This window comes from Pseudoalteromonas sp. J2K-J031, from assembly GCF_058197095.2.
In genome coordinates, this window is record NZ_CM200279.1 from 2,503,700 (window position 1) to 2,519,298 (window position 15,599).

The window sequence follows — 15,599 nt, forward strand, 5'->3', positions numbered from 1 at the left end:
TCTATCCTCATTGTTTGCACCCAGTTTTAAGCTGGATGCAAAGTATCACTACAATAAATTAAGTCAGTAGAATCTTAACAGGCTTAAAACTTTTGCGATGGTGCTTTGTCACACCATGTTGTTGAAGTGCTTCAAGATGCGTTTTAGTTGGATACCCTTTATGACCAGCAAAACCATATTCAGGAAACTGAGCATCGAGGGCTATCATTTCATCATCACGCGCAACTTTCGCTAAAATTGAAGCCGCACTGATCTCAGCCACTAAACTATCACCTTTAACCACAGCTTGGGCGGGAATGGTCAGTTTAGGCAAACGATTACCATCCACAAAAACAAACTCCGCTGGAATAGATAACCCTTCAACCGCACGGGTCATAGCAAGCATGGTTGCCTGCAAAATATTGAGCTCATCGATTTCAGCAACACTTGCGCGTGCAATGCAATAACAGAGTGCTTTTTCTTTAATTTCAATTGCTAAGGCTTGGCGCTTTTTATCAGTAAGTTTTTTAGAGTCAGCAAGCCCAACAATTGGCTTGGCGGGATCTAAAATAACAGCAGCAGTCACCACATCACCGACAAGAGGGCCACGGCCTACTTCATCAACTCCAGCAATAAACTGATAGTCTGGATACTTAATTTGCATGTAATAACTCCAATACTGCCTTTGCCGCGTTATCGCTGGCATCACATCGAATGTGTTGATGAATGTCAGTAAATTTTGCAATTAACTGGCTGTTGTCACCCGTTAACAAAGGATAAAGTGCTTGTGTAATCGCATCAGGCGTACATTGTTGTTGCAAAAGCTCAGGCACCAGAGGCGCATCCGCTAATAAATTCGGCAACGAAAAATACTTGATGGTAAATTTGAAGAAAGTGTTATACACCCAATAAGACATTGCTTTTAGTTTATAACCGACCACCATTGGTTTTTTATATAACATGGTTTCAAGTGTCGCCGTACCTGATGCCAATAACACCGCTGTCGCACTTTTTATCGCCAAATCGGCTTGAGCATCAAGTAAGGTGAGCTTTAAATCAGGCGCCACTTTAGCTGCAATGGCTTGAAACTGTTCTTTGCGCGCGTCATTCACTAACGGCACAACCACTTTAAGATTTGGTATTTTGGCTGCCAATAAATTTGCAGCTTCTAAATAACACTCACTCAGTAAACCAACTTCTGAGCTGCGACTTCCGGGCAATAATGCTAAAACAATATCACTTTCGCTAAAACCAAGCTTATCACGAGCTTCTTGCTGATTATGTTGCACCGCAATGTCATCAGCCAAAGTGTGGCCGACAAACGTACAAGGCACATTATGTTGATCATAAAACGCTTTTTCAAAAGGCAATAAAGAGAGCACTAAATTAGTGGCTGCGGCAATTTTGAAAATACGCTTTGGTCGCCAAGCCCACACTGAAGGGCTGACATATTGAACCGTGATAATGCCCGCATTTTTAAGCGCCAATTCAACGCGTAAATTAAAATCTGGCGCATCAATGCCAATAAATACATCTGGAGGGTTAGCAATAAAATGAGCAATAATGTGTTTTTTTATCTGCAATAAACGCGGTAAACGGCCAAGGACTTCAAACAACCCCATCACCGCCAGCTCTTCCATGTCGAAAATACTGCGACAACCAAGGGCTTTCATTTTTGGGCCCGCAATACCTTCAAAAATCACATTTGGATGGCGTTTTTGCAATGCAGTCATCAAACCTGCACCTAAAATATCGCCGGAGTGTTCCCCGGCGATAATTCCTACTCGTAGCGGTCTATCCATACTTAACGCAGGATCCCACGCTCTGAACGACCCACAAAGTCAATCATAGTTTGTACGGCAGGAAAAACGGCGGCATCTTCAGCCATCGCTGCAAGCGCATCTTCTAATGATAATGATTTACGGTATAAGGTTTTATAAGCACGGCGCACAGCCATAATTTCTTCAGAAGAAAATCCCCGACGTTTCATACCTTCGGTATTAATTGCCACAGGGCCTGCTGGCGTACCAATGGTTGTTACAAATGGCGGCACATCTTTATTTACACCTGAATACATGCCAACAAATGCATGATCACCAATTTTACAAAATTGATGTACACCTGAATTACCCGCTAAAATAACCCAGTCGCCAACATGTACATGACCTGCAACCGAAGCACTATTAGCAAAAATAACATTACTACCAATCATGGCATCGTGTGCAACATGGGTATAAGCCATAAACAAATTGTTACTACCAATTTGTGTCAGTCCTTGATCTTGAATGGTTCCACGATGAATTGTGGCACATTCACGAATCACATTGTTATCCCCAATCACTAAGCGTGTTGGTTCATTTTTGTATTTTTTGTCTTGGCAACCTTCACCCACAGAGGCAAATTGGAAAATATGGTTACCAGAGCCAATCACCGAGGGGCCTTTAATCACCACATGAGATTCGATGATATTGTTATCACCAATTACCACATCATTACCAATGTAAGTCCAAGGACCAATTGATACATTTTCACCAATTTGAGCACCTGGCTCGATAATCGCAGATGGATGGATCACTATTAAAACTCTCTTCTAGCACACATTAATTCAGCAGAACACACCACTTTGCCGTCTACTTTTGCTTCGCCATAAAACTTCCAAATATTACTACGCTCTTTAATAAACTCAACATGCAGGTGCATAGTATCGCCAGGATATACCGGCTTTTTAAAGCGCGCATTATCGATAGCAGCAAATAAGTATAGTTCATTTTCGCTGGTGTTTTTGGCTGTTTTAAACCCAAGCAAACCTGTTGCTTGCGCAAGTGCTTCTAAAATTAAAACCCCAGGAAAAATAGGCTGGTTTGGAAAGTGACCAGTAAAAATCGGCTCATTAATCGTGACATTTTTGATTGCATGCAACGATTTTCCGGCCTCGTAATCCACCACTTTATCAACCAATAGCATAGGATAGCGATGGGGTAATAACTTCATAATCTCGAGAATATCAAAGCTGTTTAATTCATTAGCCAAAACGCAGTTCCTTAACGTTATTTATCATCAGCATGCATCGAAGCATTAAATGCTTCAAGCTGCTTAATTTTTTGATTCATGTCACCTAAGTGACGAAATTGAGCGATTTGTTTACGCCACTCTTTATTGCTGCTGTGTGGTAAACCAGATGAGTAAACGCCAGGCTCAGTCACTGATTTTGTGACCATAGTCATTCCTGTGAAAATAACCCCATCACACACATCAATATGGCCGTTAATACCACATAAACCAGCAATTTGGCAGTATTTACCAATTGTAGTACTTCCCGCAATCACACTGCATGCAGCAATTGCAGTGCCTTCACCAATAATTACGTTATGTGCCAAGTGCACCATATTATCAATAATGACATTAGAATGTATTTCAGTGTTTTCAATCGCACCGCGGTCTATAGCCGTATTAGCGCCAATCTCGACCTGATCACCAATAATTACAGAGCCAACCTGTGGAATTTTAACCCACTGACCACGCTCATTCGCAAAGCCAAACCCATCCGAACCAATCACTGCGCCTGAATGAAATACACAGTTTTGACCTATCACAACATCGTGATAAATCGAGACATTAGCCCAAATTTTTGTGCCTGATCCAATGTGTGCGCCACGGCCAATAAAACTACCCGCACCAATTTGTACATGCTCGCCCACGATAACGCCCGCCTCAATCACCACATTGGCACCAATATGAGCAAGAGGACTGATACTAGCGCTTGGCTCTATCACTGCTGAAGGATGAATGCCTGAGCATGCTGAAGCTGGTGTGGTATCCATATGCTGAGCTAATTTAGCATAAGCCACATAAGGATTAGCGACCACAAGTTTGGTACCTTGGAAGTAGTCGCAATCTTCTTGGGTTAAAATAACAGCAGCAGCCTGAGTTGTCTCAAGTTGTTTGCGGTATTTTTTTTGCGAAAGGAAGCTAATTTCATTCGATTGCGCTTTATCTAAACTAGCGATGCGGGTGATAGTCACCGTCGCATCGCCAATCAGTTGCGCGCCCAAATGTTCAGCTATTTGTGCTAACGAAAAACTTTGCATTATTTTATTTTACTAACTCTTTCAATCACTTTTTCAGATAAGTCAGGTACTTTATCCGCATCGATATAAATAACGGTGTCTTTACGTTTTACTTCATCAAACTTTCCAGCCTTCGCTTCTTGCTCAATTGCTTGCATTACAAGCGCTTGCACTTTGGCTAACTCTTGGTTTTGACGCAATTTCATTTCTTGCTCAAGTGGACGAGCTTGATCAGCAAAATCTTGCTGCATTTTTTGAATTTTTTCTTTTAATGTATCTTGTTGAGCTTTGCTCATTGTTGCGCTTTCGCGCTTGAACTTCTCAGCTTCAAAACGAATGTCGCCTTGTAATTTTTCAACCGCTTGGCGACGCTCTTCAAACTCATTTTGTAAGGTTTGCTCAAGCACTGCCATTTGTGGCAATTGGGTAAAGATTTGCTGCATGTCTACGATGGCAATCTTATGGGCAAAAGCCATCGACGAAGCACCCATTAATAAGGTTGCTAAAATAGACATCGCGGTTGTTTTAATTGTTTTAGTCACAAATATACTCCTTTAGAAAGTGTTTGCTATGTTGAAGCTAATGGTTTTAGTTTTATCGTCTTCTTCTTTTTTCAACGGATAAGCAAAACTAATTAACATTGGCCCCATAGGTGAAATCCACTGGATTGATAAACCTGATGATACTCGGAAACGACCTGCATCTGAGTAATCATCAAGTTTTGCTTTTTCATCTGGTGATAAATTCGAAAATTTACTCACATCAAATTCGGTATCCCATACGTTTGCGGCATCGACAAACAAACTCGTACGTACAGAACCACTATTGTCGTCATCTAAAAATGGCGTTGGCACAATCATTTCCATACCCGCAGTAATTTTAGCATTACCACCAATACGTCCAGCGGCCTGAATTTGGTCAAACGCTGCACTGCCACCTACACCGCTTGATGAGCCATCACTACCTGGCGTACCTGGTAATAATTGCGGGCTACGAAGAATCGCACGAGGCAAAATAGTGTTTCGGTCAAATCCACGTAGCTCTTGTTCTGTTATACGAGAGTATTCTTGTACCGGTAACACTTGGTCATAACCATTGGTTTTGCCATAGCCATTACCATAACCAAATGCTGCTCGTGATAAAAACGCCCATTTATGATCGTTGCTGATAGGCCAATAGAACTTGGTATCAAAATCAACTTTAAAATACGTGAGATCCGAGTTAGGTGTTGTGACTTTTAAACTCAACAATTGGCTTGAACCATCGGTTGGGAATAAACCACGGTTACGAGTATCTCGCTGCCACGCGGCACTTAGTTCAAACTTTGTAAAATCAAAGCCTGCATCTGGGTCTTCTGGATCTAAGAACGTTTCACGCATAATACGGGTTTGTTCATATTCAGCTAATTCAGAAAGCTCTTCGTTGCTCCAAGTAATGCCAAAATTTAAACGGTTATTGGCAATAATTGGGAAACCAATATTGGTACCAATACCGTAAGACTTACTTTTATAATCAATTAACGAGAACTTACTAGCATCGTAGTTACGATAAAAAATGCTACTACCATGACTGACACCATCAGGCGTAAAGTACGGATCAGTAAACGATAAATTGATTTGTTCAGAGCCCGTAGAAGTATTAACGTTAAATGCTACTTGGTTACCACTACCTAAAAAGTTAGATTCACTGATACCAAAGTTAAACTGCACACCGTAATAAGAACCGTACGCAAGGCCCGCGTTGAAGCTACCGGCCGATTGTTCCTTAACGTTAAAATCAACATCAACTTGGTCTTCAACACCCGGAACAGGCACGATGTTAAAATCAACCTTCTCCATGTACATCAAACGCTGAATCTGTAATTTTGAACGCTCAAGTGACTGATTTGATAACCAAGCACCTTCAAGCTGCGCCATTTCACGACGTACAACATGATCAGCCGTATTTTCGTTGCCAGATACATTAATACGACGTACATAAATACGCTTACCCGGGTCAACCGACAGTGTGAGCTTTACTTCTTTGGTCGCTTCATCAACTTCTGGAATAGTTCGCACTACGGCATTGGCATAACCAAAACGCGCTAAGTAATTTTTAATAAACTCTTCAGATGATGTCACGACAGAGCCGTTATAAAGCTCCCCCGTTCTAAGTGGGATAACCGCACGAATAAGGTCTTCACGGTCCAGCAAATCACCGATGAAATCAAACTCTTTAACCGTATATTGCTCACCCTCCGTCATGTTTACTGTGACATAAACAGATTCTTTTTCTGGGCTTACTGATACTTGTGTTGAATCGATATTGAATTTTAAATAACCACGGTCAAGGTAATAACTGCGGATTTTTTCCAAGTCACCTTGAATGGTTTGTTTTTGATAACGATCATTGGCCATGAAGTCCCACCAAGGTAAATCTTGTTGAGATTCAACTTGCAGCATTAACTCTTCATCAGAGAAAAGCTCGTTACCCACTAAGTTAATTTGTCGAATCGAAGCGGCTTCGCCTTCTTTGAATTCTAATTTTAACTTAACTCGGTTACGTGGCAATTTGGTGATCGTGATATCGATATCGGCATTGTATTTACCAATACCGTGGAAAAACTCGATAAGGCCCTTTTCAACACCATCCACTATGGTGCGGTCAAGTGGCTCACCTACAACAATGTTCTGGCGCTCTAAACTTTCGTTTAGCTGCTCATCTTTAATATCTTTATTACCTTCAAACTCAATGGCGCTGATGGTAGGACGTTCTTTTACTTTAAAGATGATTTTTTCACCATCACGGTACGCGCTGATAGTGTCAAAATGACCAGACTTATATAGAGCTTTGATCGTTTTAGAAATCGTGTAGTTATCGACGTTATCGCCAATATTAATTGGTATATGAGTTAAAGCGGCACCGAGTGCTACACGTTGAAGGCCTTCAACTTTTAAATCTTGTACGATAAAGGATTCTTGGCCACAGGCAAAAAAGCTTGCCCCTAATAAACCCGTTACAGCCAAATGTTTTTTTATAGCCATGTTATTATCTTATGTCCTTTACAACCGCATAAAATCATTAAACAGCGCGATGCTGGTCAACAATAATAGGATCAGCGCGCCGATCCTAAAACCTAATTCTTGTGTCTTTTCAGAGACTGGTTTTTTTGTGATAAGTTCAATTAGGTAATACATTAAATGCCCGCCATCTAAAATTGGCAAGGGTAATAAGTTAAAAACACCTAAATTGACACTGATCAGAGCTAAAAAGCTCAAAAATGCAACTAAGCCATAGCTAACGCTTGTTCCAGCGCCAACAGCAATCCCAATTGGGCCACTTAAGTTCTGAACTGATACCTGTCCTGTCACCAGATTTGCGATCATTTCAAAGCTTAACGCTATCATTTGCCATGTTTTGGTTATTCCTTGCTCAACAGCAGCAATAGGACCAAATTGTCTGGAGCTAATATACCCTTGCGGCCACGCTTCGACCAGCGGTAAAACACCTAAATGTCCTTGGCTAAAACCATCTGCTGTGGGTTTATTTTGTGGAATAACGTTTATATTTTGCGGTACACCATTTCTCATTATGGTAAAAAGCAAACTTTTATCTGCAGAGTTCTTAATTATCTCAACCAATTGCTGCCAAGTTTCTATTTTCTGTCCATCAACTAAATGCACGGTGTCGCCAACAATTAAACCCGCTGTATCAGCTGCAGAATTTTTAACTATTTGTGCTAATTGAAGGGTCACCTTAGGAGTAAATGGTGTTACACCAATAGAATGAAGCGGAGAAACAGCATTTGCCTCAAGTGTCCAACCCGATAAATTAAGGTTTTTTACACTCATTTCACCTTGTTGATCAGTGACAGTCACCGCAACATTGCTTTCGCCCATATTTTGCATCAATGCAAATGTGGCTTCACGCCAATCAAAAATAGCTTCGTCACCAATTTTAATGATGGTCTGCTGTGCATTGAGTCCAGCCTGATACGCACGACTGCCTTGTTCAATAGATCCAATCACAGGGGTGATACTTTTAACCCCAATCATGAACATCACGGCAAGTACTGCAATCGCAAAAATGAAGTTTGCCATTGGCCCTGCTGCAACAATCGCAATTTTGGCGTAAATTGATTTAGCATTAAATGACAAATGACGCTGCGCCTCTGGCACGTCTTCAATGCGTTCATCAAGCATTTTAACGTAGCCACCCAATGGGATCGCAGCTATCACAAATTCAGTGCCACGTTTATCATGCCACCGCACAAGCACCTTGCCAAAACCAATCGAAAAACGCTGCACAAACACGCCATTTCGACGTGCTACCCAAAAATGCCCATATTCATGAACCGTGACTAGAATTCCCAGCGCAACAATAAATGAGCCCAAATTCCACAAGATTTCAAGCATCAGTTAAACCCTTTAGCAATCAATTGTTGGGCACTTTGACGCGCTTTAGCATCAATAGTCATGATTTCCTCAAAACTTTCAGGCTCACTGCACTGCAACTCAGATAGTACGGCTGCATTAATTGTATAAATATCCGTGAAACGAATTTGTTTCGCTAAAAATGCTGCGACCGCAATTTCATTAGCCGCATTCAGACTCGTTGTAGCAGCTTGACCTTGAGCACACGCATCAATAGCCAGTTTTAAATTAGGGTAACGGGAAAAATCGGGCTTACAAAAGCTAAATTGTGCCAGTTTACTAAAATCAAGAGGTGCAACGCCTGCATCCATTCGATATGGATAGGCAAGCGCATGAGCTATGGGGGTACGCATGTCAGGATTGCCCATTTGGGCTATTACTGAACCATCTTGATATTGCACCATCGAATGAATAATACTTTGTGGGTGAATGATGACTTCAATATCGTCAGCCTCACAATTAAACATCCACTTAGCCTCTATAAATTCTAAGCCCTTGTTCATCATGGTCGCAGAATCAACTGATATTTTTTGCCCCATCGACCAATTAGGGTGTGAAACGGCCTCTTCTACCGTTACATCAACTAACGTATCGAGTGCTCGAGTCAAAAATGGACCACCCGAACCTGTAAGTAATATTTTACTGACACCTTGCTCAGCTAGCGTTTTTGTATAACATGGAGTCTGTGCATCAAGGGGTAATGCCTGAAAAATCGCGTTATGTTCAGAATCGATAGGAAGTAAAACTGCATTGTGCTGTTTCACTTTATCAATAAATAAGCGACCCGACATAACGAGCGCCTCTTTATTGGCTAGCAGTATTTTTTTACCTTGCTCGACCGCAGCAAGTGTCGGAGCAAGGCCTGCGGCACCGACAATCGCAGCCATTACCACATCCACTTCCAAAGCTGAAGCAACGTCACATAACGCTTGTGGGCCAAATAGAACCTGAGTTTGACTGCCATGAGCATTTAATAGTTCTTGTAACTGCCCGGCTGTTTGCTCATCGGCCATTACAGCATAATTAGGCTTAAAAGTGACACATTGCTGATACATCAACTGATAGTTATGGTGTGCCGTTAATGCAAAAACATCAATTGTCGAATTACGACTTACTACATCTAGGGTACTTATACCAATTGAACCCGTTGAACCTAATACACACAGACGCTGCGTTGGGGTCATAAATGGAAAGCCCATGCATAACAAGCAACAAAAATTGGGGCTGCTGCAGTTAAGCTGTCAATACGATCTAAAATACCACCGTGACCTGGTAAACAAGAGCCTGAATCTTTAAGTCCAGCTTCACGCTTAAACATACTCTCTAGTAAGTCACCAATTGCAGAAAATAAGGCAATAAAAACCGTTAGAAAACCATATACCAACCACTTGCCAGCGGGTACATCGGCAAAATAACAAAAACACATGGTAAATAAAACACTTGCAACTAAACCACCCGCTAAGCCTTCAATTGTTTTATTTGGGCTAACGTGAGGCATAAGCTTGTGCTTACCGAAATTTTTACCTGTAAAAAACGCCCCAATATCGGCACTCCAAACAATACCCAACACGGCCATGATTAGCATTGAGCCATGCAAAGTGGACTCTTGATATTCAGCACTGCGTAATGTATTGAGTGCAAGCCACAACGGCACTAACGTCAAGACACCAGCAATAGCACGCATCACAATGCCTTTATTCCATGCTTTAGCTGCGCGAGGATAGCTCCACACTAAGCAGGTAGCCACTAACCACCAAGCAACTGAAATTGTAAAAACATAATTTACATCACTGGCTAGATGATGATTTTGCCACAGCTGTTCAATAGGCCAGACAAAATTTAAACCACTTAATAACACAGCCATAAAAGCAACATAGGCTAAACGCAGCGCGTTTTTTTTCAGGCCCATAAAAGCGGACCATTCCCATGCACCAAGTAATACAATACCGGCAGCAATATAACTAAATAAAGCCAATGGTGTGTAAAACACGAGAGCCAAAGCGGCAGGAGCTAACACCAATGAGGTGAGAATACGTTGTTTTAGCAAACTTTATACCTTTAACTGTGTCACTTTACTTGCGATAATAATTGTTTTATTTGTTCGCCAGTACACCCAAAGCGACGTTCACGACTGACATAACATGCAATTGCATCGGCAAATGCTTCATCATCAAAATCAGGCCACAGTGTCTCAGTAAAATACAATTCAGCATAAGCAGCTTGCCATAATAAGAAATTACTAATTCGTAAATCACCACCAGTGCGAATTAATAAATCAAGTGGGGCTTGTTCTGCCATAGAAATATTTGCCGATAGCATATCCTCGGTGATATCACTACTTTGTAAGTTACCTTGTTCGACTTCTGCAGCTAATTTTTTTGCAGCTTGCATGATGTCCCAACGGCCACCATAATTGGCGGCAATGTTTAAACATAATCCCTGATTATCTTTTGTTAACGCTTGGGCTTCAACCACTCTTTGCTGTAACTTGGTAGAAAAACGAGCAAGATCACCAATTATTTGTAATTTTACATTATTCTTGTGGAGTTTTTTTACTTCTTTGGTTAAAACCAATAAAAATAACTCCATCAATGTACTTACTTCTTCTTCTGGCCGACGCCAGTTTTCACTGCTAAAAGCAAACAAAGTAAGCGAACTGATCCCGAGCCGACTACAAAATTGGACTGAACGACGAACCGCATCAACCCCTCTTTTATGTCCAAATACGCGAGGTTTACCTCTTTGTTGAGCCCAACGCCCATTACCATCCATAATTATAGCAATGTGTTTAGGTAATGATTGTTGACCAACCGTGTCAGAACTTAAAATCATTGAGCTTTGTACTTCCTCATAAAAAAACGCCATCTAGTATATCCTAGACGGCGTTTCTTGACTAACAGTTTAGCTGTTTAGATTTCCATCAATTCAGCTTCTTTAACGGCTAGTTTAGCATCTAAATCTTTAATGAACTTGTCTGTAAGCTTCTGAATTTCATCATCACTTTTACGTTGTTCATCTTCAGAAATCGCTTTATCTTTTAATAATGCTTTAACATCAGCATTCGCATCACGACGGATATTACGAATAGCCACACGGCCTGCTTCTGCTTCTGAGCGTACAACCTTGATTAGGTCTTTACGACGCTCTTCCGTTAACGGAGGAAGTGGTACACGAATTATCATACCTGCTGACATTGGGTTTAAGCCCAAGTCTGACGCTAAAATAGCTTTTTCTACCGCTTGACCTAATGATTTGTCAAACACAGAAATAGATAATGTACGTGCATCTTCAACACTCACGTTTGCCACTTGGTTTAATGGTGTTTCGGCTCCGTAATACATTACTTTTAAGCCATCTAATAAACTTGGGTGAGCACGACCAGTACGAACTTTTGATAATTGGCTAACTAGTGCTTCAACACTTTTTTGCATGCGTGTTGCAGCATTTTTTTGAATATCGTTAATCACAATGAATCTTCCTAATCTATTTTTATACTGATTTATTCTGGCGAATTTGAAGTAATAAGAGTACCTTCATCTTCACCCATAATGACACGTTTTAACGCGCCTGGTTTATTCATATTAAATACGCTGATTGGCATATTATGATCGCGAGCTAAAGTAAAAGCAGCTAAGTCCATTACTTTTAACTCTTTTTCAATAATTTCACTGTGCGTAAGGGTGCGGTATAACGTTGCATCTGGGTTTTTCACCGGATCATCGCTATACACACCATCGACTTTAGTGGCCTTAATAACAGTATCCGCTTCAATCTCAATACCGCGTAAACACGCAGCAGAATCGGTAGTAAAGAAAGGATTACCTGTACCCGCAGCAAAAATCACCACACGACCTGATTTTAACAAGCTAATTGCTTCAGCCCAGTTATATGCATCACACACGCCATTAAGTGGGATAGCTGACATTAAACGCGCGTTGACAAAAGCACGGTGCAACGCATCACGCATTGCCAAACCATTCATTACAGTTGCCAGCATGCCCATGTGATCACCGACCACTCGATTCATACCCGCTTCAGCCAAAGAACCACCACGCAAAAAGTTACCGCCACCGATAACCAAACCCACTTCTATGTCTAATTCTACTAGCTCTTTAATTTCTTGAGCCATGCGATCAAGTACTTTTGGATCAATTCCAAAACCCTCATCGCCCATTAAGGCTTCACCACTTAATTTAAGCAGAACACGTCTAAAAATAGGCTTACGATTTGTATTCATAGTCTTCCTGGCCAGATTGAAAATTGAATTTACAGATAAAAAATAACCGCGCTAACTTCTAGCGAAATTACTGCGCGGTTATTCTAAATAATTTTGTGCAGTGAAGCAAAAAAAACTAAGTTTGCTTTGCTTCTAAGCAAGGTGATTAAGCACCTTTTGCAGCTGCGATTTGTGCAGCAACTTCAGCAGCAAAATCTTCTGCTTTTTTCTCGATGCCTTCACCAACTTCTAAACGTACGAAGCCAGAAAGTGTCGCGCTTTTCTCTTTAAGGAAATCGCCAACAGATTTTTTAGGATCCATGATGAATGCTTGACCAGTAAGAGAAACCTCACCAGTAAACTTCTTCATGCGGCCTTCAACCATTTTTTCTGCGATTTCAGCTGGTTTGCCTTCGTTAATTGCGATGTCGATTTGAACTAAACGCTCTTTTTCAACAACATCAGCAGGTACGTCAGCAGGATTTAAGAACTCTGGACGTGAAGCAGCAACGTGCATTGCAACGTGCTTAAGCGTTTCTTCATCCGCTTCGCCGGCAACAACAACACCGATACGCTCACCGTGACGATATTCTGATAAATTAACACCAGTAATATATTGAACGCGACGTACGTTGATGTTTTCACCAATTTTTGTCACTAAAGTAACACGGTCTTCTTCGAATTGAGCTTGTAACTCTTCGATTGTTGTTACAGCAGCGATTGCAGCATCAGCCACTTTGTTAGCAAATGCTAAGAAGCTTGCATCTTTTGCTACGAAGTCAGTTTGACAGTTAACTTCAACTAACGCAGCAACACCGTCAGCTTGCTTGATGATGATTGTACCTTCAGCAGCAATGTTGCCTGCTTTTTTAGCCGCTTTAGCAGCTCCGCTCTTACGCATGTTTTCAATCGCTAGCTCGATATCACCATTCGTTTCAGTTAGCGCTTTTTTACAATCCATCATGCCAGCGCCAGTGCGCTCACGTAATTCTTTAACTAGGGCAGCAGTTACAGCCATTAGTAAATCCTCAAATTCGAGTCTGTTTGAAATAAGCGGGAGCATTGCTCCCGCTAGGTAAAAATATCAAGCCTTCTTGAACATTACATGAAGACTTAATGACAGCTATTATTCAGCTTCTACGAAATCGTCTTTTTCAGCTTGAACAACTAGGTTGCTTTCGCGACCTTCGATGATGTTTTGAGCAACAGCACCTGTGTATAACTGAATAGCACGGATCGCATCGTCATTACCTGGAACGATGAAATCAACACCGTCTGGGTTTGAGTTAGTATCAACGATAGATACTACTGGGATACCTAGATTGTTTGCTTCACGGATAGCGATGTGCTCATGGTCAGCATCGATAACGAAAAGTGCGTCTGGTAAACCGCCCATATCTTTGATACCACCAAGGCTTTTCTCAAGCTTGTCCATTTCACGAGAAAGCATTAATGCTTCTTTTTTGGTTAGCTTTTCGAAAGTACCGTCTTGGCTTTGAATTTCAAGCTCTTTTAAACGCTTGATTGACTGACGAACTGTTTTCCAGTTAGTAAGCATACCACCTAACCAACGGTGATTTACGTAATACTGGTCAGAACGCTGTGCGGCTTCTTTAACTGCTTCGCTAGCTGCGCGCTTAGTACCTACGAAAAGGATTTTACCTTTGTTTGATGCAACGTTACGTAAAAACGTAAGTGCTTCGTTGAACATAGGAACTGTGTGCTCAAGGTTGATGATGTGTACACGGTTACGAGCGCCGAAAATGAAAGGCTTCATTTTTGGATTCCAGTAACGTGCTTGGTGACCAAAGTGAACACCAGCTTGAAGCATGTCGCGCATTGAAACGTTTGCCATTTTAAATTTCCTTTAAAAGTTTAGGGTTAGGCCTCCACACATCCCATAACACCAACATTTAAATCATTTTTGTGATATAAACGCACCCAAGTGTATGTGTCGATGTGTGTGTGTGTTAATAAAATTAATTAAGTGTCGTCTAAATTACAGTAAAATCAAAAAATGAGATTTTATTTGTAAAAAGACGGCGCGCTTTATACCATATCCAGAGAAATAACTCAAATGTTACGAACAAATTTCGGGCATTTTTTATACCTGACTAAGATCAGATTGGAGTCTAAATGAGTGCAGTGATCAAAACCGCAGCCGAAATTGAAAAAATGCGTATTGCAGGCCGCTTAGCAGCAGAAGTCCTTGAAATGATAGAGCCTTTCGTTAAAGCAGGCGTCACAACTGAAGAGCTAGACAAAATTTGTCATGACTACATTGTTGGGCAGCAAGAGGCAATCCCTGCCCCACTTAATTATCATGGTTTTCCTAAATCAATTTGTACTTCGGTCAATCACGTTATTTGTCATGGTATTCCAAATGACAAGCCTTTAAATGATGGTGATATTATTAATATTGATATTACTGTAATTAAAGATGGTTATCATGGCGATACCTCTAAAATGTTTTTTGTTGGTGAGCCCAATATCCAAGGAAAACAGTTAGCCGAAGTCACACAACAAAGCTTATATTTAGCCATCAAAATGGTAAAACCCGGTGTGCGCTTAGGTGACATTGGCGCGGCAATTCAACAATATGCTGAAAGTTTTAACTACTCGATTGTTCGTGAGTACTGCGGCCATGGCATTGGTGCAGAATTTCACGAAGAGCCACAAGTGATGCACTACGGAAGACCGGGTACTGGCGAAGTGCTAAAAGCGGGTATGTGCTTAACCATCGAGCCAATGGTTAATGCGGGAAAACAACAATGTAAATTACTCAACGATGGCTGGACTGTCGTCACTAAAGATCGTAGTTTATCTGCTCAATGGGAGCACACCCTGTTGGTTACAGACACTGGCGTCGAAATTCTGACCCATCGTACCGAAGAGACGATTGATAAAATCATCGTTCACAGCTAA

The 15,599-nt window shown here is 41.2% G+C and carries 16 protein-coding genes; 1 reads left to right on the top strand and 15 read right to left on the bottom strand.

The window, feature by feature from the left end; translation table 11 throughout:
* Window positions 1-58 precede the first annotated feature (58 nt).
* From rnhB to rpsB, 15 genes are all read right to left on the bottom strand, one after another.
* Window positions 59-643 carry a ribonuclease HII gene (rnhB, locus tag AC3KZC_RS11295; RefSeq protein WP_490578018.1) on the bottom strand — a complete coding sequence of 195 codons (585 nt, stop codon included), beginning with the start codon at window positions 641-643 and terminating at the stop codon, window positions 59-61.
* Entirely contained in the window at window positions 633-1,781 is a 1,149-nt protein-coding gene (gene lpxB, locus AC3KZC_RS11300) for a lipid-A-disaccharide synthase (RefSeq protein WP_490578017.1), read from the bottom strand. The genes rnhB and lpxB overlap by 11 nt, the downstream gene beginning before the upstream one ends.
* A gap of 2 nt (window positions 1,782-1,783) precedes the next feature.
* Window positions 1,784-2,554, bottom strand: coding sequence for an acyl-ACP--UDP-N-acetylglucosamine O-acyltransferase (gene lpxA, locus AC3KZC_RS11305; protein WP_490578016.1), 771 nt, complete (start codon window positions 2,552-2,554; stop codon window positions 1,784-1,786).
* Window positions 2,555-2,556: 2 nt separating this feature from the next.
* Complete coding sequence (fabZ, locus tag AC3KZC_RS11310; RefSeq protein ID WP_490578015.1) at window positions 2,557-3,009, bottom strand: 3-hydroxyacyl-ACP dehydratase FabZ; 453 nt, start codon at window positions 3,007-3,009, stop codon at window positions 2,557-2,559.
* 17 nt (window positions 3,010-3,026) lie between these two features.
* Window positions 3,027-4,067, bottom strand: a complete 1,041-nt coding sequence (lpxD, locus tag AC3KZC_RS11315; RefSeq protein ID WP_490578014.1) for a UDP-3-O-(3-hydroxymyristoyl)glucosamine N-acyltransferase — start codon at window positions 4,065-4,067, stop codon at window positions 3,027-3,029.
* Window positions 4,067-4,588, bottom strand: coding sequence for an OmpH/Skp family outer membrane protein (locus tag AC3KZC_RS11320; protein WP_490578013.1), 522 nt, complete (start codon window positions 4,586-4,588; stop codon window positions 4,067-4,069). The genes lpxD and AC3KZC_RS11320 overlap by 1 nt, the downstream gene beginning before the upstream one ends.
* 12 nt (window positions 4,589-4,600) lie before the next feature.
* On the bottom strand, window positions 4,601-7,069 hold the full coding sequence (gene bamA, locus AC3KZC_RS11325) for an outer membrane protein assembly factor BamA (protein WP_490578012.1): 2,469 nt from the start codon (window positions 7,067-7,069) through the stop codon (window positions 4,601-4,603).
* 18 nt (window positions 7,070-7,087) lie between these two features.
* Window positions 7,088-8,440 (bottom strand): sigma E protease regulator RseP, encoded by a 1,353-nt coding sequence (gene rseP / locus AC3KZC_RS11330; RefSeq protein ID WP_490578011.1) that lies wholly within the window; start codon window positions 8,438-8,440, stop codon window positions 7,088-7,090.
* Complete coding sequence (gene ispC, locus AC3KZC_RS11335) at window positions 8,440-9,642, bottom strand: 1-deoxy-D-xylulose-5-phosphate reductoisomerase (protein WP_490578010.1); 1,203 nt, start codon at window positions 9,640-9,642, stop codon at window positions 8,440-8,442. The genes rseP and ispC overlap by 1 nt, the downstream gene beginning before the upstream one ends.
* A complete protein-coding gene (locus AC3KZC_RS11340) occupies window positions 9,639-10,505 on the bottom strand; it encodes a phosphatidate cytidylyltransferase (protein WP_490578009.1) in 867 nt (288 codons plus the stop codon). Before AC3KZC_RS11340 ends, ispC begins: the two co-directional genes overlap by 4 nt.
* Window positions 10,506-10,525: 20 nt before the next feature.
* Window positions 10,526-11,290, bottom strand: coding sequence for an undecaprenyl pyrophosphate synthase (uppS, locus tag AC3KZC_RS11345; RefSeq protein ID WP_490578042.1), 765 nt, complete (start codon window positions 11,288-11,290; stop codon window positions 10,526-10,528).
* Window positions 11,291-11,367: 77 nt separating this feature from the next.
* On the bottom strand, window positions 11,368-11,925 hold the full coding sequence (gene frr, locus AC3KZC_RS11350; protein ID WP_490578008.1) for a ribosome recycling factor: 558 nt from the start codon (window positions 11,923-11,925) through the stop codon (window positions 11,368-11,370).
* Between the two features lie 32 nt (window positions 11,926-11,957).
* Window positions 11,958-12,695: a UMP kinase gene (gene pyrH, locus AC3KZC_RS11355; RefSeq protein WP_009837279.1), complete on the bottom strand. Its 738-nt coding sequence runs from the start codon at window positions 12,693-12,695 to the stop codon at window positions 11,958-11,960.
* Between the two features lie 145 nt (window positions 12,696-12,840).
* Window positions 12,841-13,692, bottom strand: a complete 852-nt coding sequence (gene tsf / locus AC3KZC_RS11360; protein ID WP_490578007.1) for a translation elongation factor Ts — start codon at window positions 13,690-13,692, stop codon at window positions 12,841-12,843.
* A gap of 108 nt (window positions 13,693-13,800) precedes the next feature.
* A complete protein-coding gene (gene rpsB / locus AC3KZC_RS11365) occupies window positions 13,801-14,529 on the bottom strand; it encodes a 30S ribosomal protein S2 (RefSeq protein WP_490578006.1) in 729 nt (242 codons plus the stop codon).
* 281 nt (window positions 14,530-14,810) lie between these two features.
* On the opposite strand from rpsB, the gene map reads away from it, so the two are divergent.
* Window positions 14,811-15,599, top strand: coding sequence for a type I methionyl aminopeptidase (map, locus tag AC3KZC_RS11370; protein ID WP_490578005.1), 789 nt, complete (start codon window positions 14,811-14,813; stop codon window positions 15,597-15,599).

Excerpts from the sequence above, each read along its gene's own strand:
- rnhB (WP_490578018.1), bottom strand. The coding sequence starts at position 643 with ATGCAAATTAAGTATCCAGACTATCAGTTTATTGCTGGAGTTGATGAA.
- lpxB (WP_490578017.1), bottom strand. The coding sequence starts at position 1,781 with ATGGATAGACCGCTACGAGTAGGAATTATCGCCGGGGAACACTCCGGC.
- lpxD (WP_490578014.1), bottom strand. The coding sequence starts at position 4,067 with ATGCAAAGTTTTTCGTTAGCACAAATAGCTGAACATTTGGGCGCGCAA.
- bamA (WP_490578012.1), bottom strand. The coding sequence starts at position 7,069 with ATGGCTATAAAAAAACATTTGGCTGTAACGGGTTTATTAGGGGCAAGC.
- rseP (WP_490578011.1), bottom strand. The coding sequence starts at position 8,440 with ATGCTTGAAATCTTGTGGAATTTGGGCTCATTTATTGTTGCGCTGGGA.
- ispC (WP_490578010.1), bottom strand. The coding sequence starts at position 9,642 with ATGACCCCAACGCAGCGTCTGTGTGTATTAGGTTCAACGGGTTCAATT.
- uppS (WP_490578042.1), bottom strand. The coding sequence starts at position 11,290 with ATGATTTTAAGTTCTGACACGGTTGGTCAACAATCATTACCTAAACAC.
- pyrH (WP_009837279.1), bottom strand. The coding sequence starts at position 12,695 with ATGAATACAAATCGTAAGCCTATTTTTAGACGTGTTCTGCTTAAATTA.
- tsf (WP_490578007.1), bottom strand. The coding sequence starts at position 13,692 with ATGGCTGTAACTGCTGCCCTAGTTAAAGAATTACGTGAGCGCACTGGC.
- rpsB (WP_490578006.1), bottom strand. The coding sequence starts at position 14,529 with ATGGCAAACGTTTCAATGCGCGACATGCTTCAAGCTGGTGTTCACTTT.
- map (WP_490578005.1), top strand. The coding sequence starts at position 14,811 with ATGAGTGCAGTGATCAAAACCGCAGCCGAAATTGAAAAAATGCGTATT.